Genomic DNA, 1,959 nt, shown 5'->3' with positions numbered 1-1,959 from the left:
GCACGGTTTTTCGTCAGAAGCGCACCTGTTAATCCGTATTCCGTGTTATTGGCAATCTCCAGCATATGATCGAAATCACGCGCTTTGCAAATCGCAACAACCGGGCCGAAAATTTCTTCCTGCATCAAGCGGGCGTTTTCATCAACATCTGCAAAGATCGTCGGCTGAATAAAGTAGCCTTTTGAATCATCGCCTTCTCCGCCGGCCAATAGCTTGCCTTCAGATTTGCCGATTTCAATGTATTTCATCACTTTGTTGTAGGATGCTTCATGAATCACGGGACCCATATACGTATCAGGATCTTCTGGATTGCCGACAGTCAGCGTTTTGGTCAGCGCTACAGCTTTTTCCACCACTTCATCATACACATCCTGATGAATGACCGCGCGGGAGCCCGCAGAACACTTCTGTCCTGAATATCCAAATGCTGAATACACGATAGAGGATGCAGCAAGGTCAAGATCAGCGTCCTTGTCGACAAGCACTGTGTCTTTTCCGCCCATCTCAGCAATTACCCGTTTGAGCCATTTTTGGCCCGGCTGCACTTGGGCGGCTCGCTCATAAATCCGGCAGCCGACTGCACGGGAACCTGTAAATGAGACAAACCGTGTCTTCGGATGCTCAACTAAGAAATCACCGATCTCCGCACCATCTCCCGGAATGTAATTCAGAACGCCGTTTGGCAGACCCGCTTCCTCCATGACCTCGACAAATTTTGCTGCCACTACCGGGGCTGCGTCAGCCGGTTTTAAGAGAATCGTATTTCCTGTCACAATCGCTGCCGCCGCTGTTCCCGCCATAATCGCGAGCGGGAAATTAAATGGAGAAATGACGATGCCCACGCCAAGCGCTTCGTAATGATATTGATTGAACTCGCCAGCACGGCTCTTCACCGGAGCCCCTTCCTTGAGCTTTAACATTTGGCGCGCGTAGAACTCTAAAAAGTCTATCGCTTCAGCCGTGTCCGCATCTGCTTCCTTCCACGGTTTTCCCGCTTCCTTCACAAGATAGCTTGAAAATTCATGCTTTCTTCTGCGCAAAATAGCCGCTGCCTTAAAGAGAATATTCGCGCGGTGCTCAGGTCTTTGTTTTTTCCAGGAATCAAATGCCTGCAATGCGGCTTGCATCGCTTTTTCAGCAAGCTCTTGATCCGCTGTAGACGCGTACCCAATGATCTCTTCTTTATTTGCCGGGTTAATGGAAATGATTTTGCGGTCCGTTTCAATTTTTTCTCCATTTATGACAAGCGGATAATGCTTGCCGAGCTGAGTGTTTACAAAGGCCAATGACTCCCCAAATGCAGTTTTATTCTTTGCTTCCGTAAAATCGGTAAATGGTTCGTGCGCGTATGTGACTGTCATATGTAGTCCCCCTCGTGTTATGAAATATATCTTCGCATATGAATAAAAATGCAAGAATCATGCCATTTTCTTGTCTTTTGCTGAAAAAACTTGTTGAATCGAACAGAAATTTGTCTAACAGGTGATCACCTTTCTCTTTTTCCGATCTTGAACGCAAATTTATTTTGCGATTTTTGCTCTTTACGCAAAAAACAAATGCAAAATTATTTTGCGGAGGCTTCTCAAATTACACCCATCCGCGGAAACGCGATGCTTCTGCCGATTTCCTGATGCCCGTCATGTAAGCCGCCAAACGCATATCCACTTTATGTGTTGCCGCTGTTTGATAAATTGTTTCGAACGAGCTGACCATGACGCTTCTCAGTTTTTCTGCAACCTCTTCTTCCGACCAATAATATCCTTGGTTGTTTTGCACCTATTCAAAATAAGAAACCGTGACGCCGCCGGCACTCGCCAGGATATCCGGCACAAGCAGCACGCCTCTTTCATTCAGGATCTTAGTGGCATCAATGGTTGTCGGGCCGTTCGCCGCTTCAACGACGATTGACGCCTGAATGTTATGTGCGTTTTCGGCTGTGATTTGATTGGAGATCGCGGC

At 47.2% G+C, this 1,959-nt stretch carries 1 protein-coding gene and 1 pseudogene; both read right to left on the bottom strand.

The window, feature by feature from the left end; all coding sequences use genetic code 11:
- On the bottom strand, positions 1-1,361 hold a 1,361-nt coding region (gene pruA / locus ACWHAR_RS20255; RefSeq protein WP_452087635.1), incomplete at its 3' end, for an L-glutamate gamma-semialdehyde dehydrogenase.
- A 226-nt stretch (positions 1,362-1,587) separates the two neighbouring features.
- A pseudogene (gene rocG, locus ACWHAR_RS20250) lies at positions 1,588-1,959 on the bottom strand (glutamate dehydrogenase); the annotation flags it as partial.

It is taken from the genome of Bacillus sp. LR--39 (assembly GCF_053613335.1).
The sequence above is the reverse complement of the archived record's forward strand: the minus strand, read 5'-3'. Positions and strand labels throughout refer to the sequence as shown.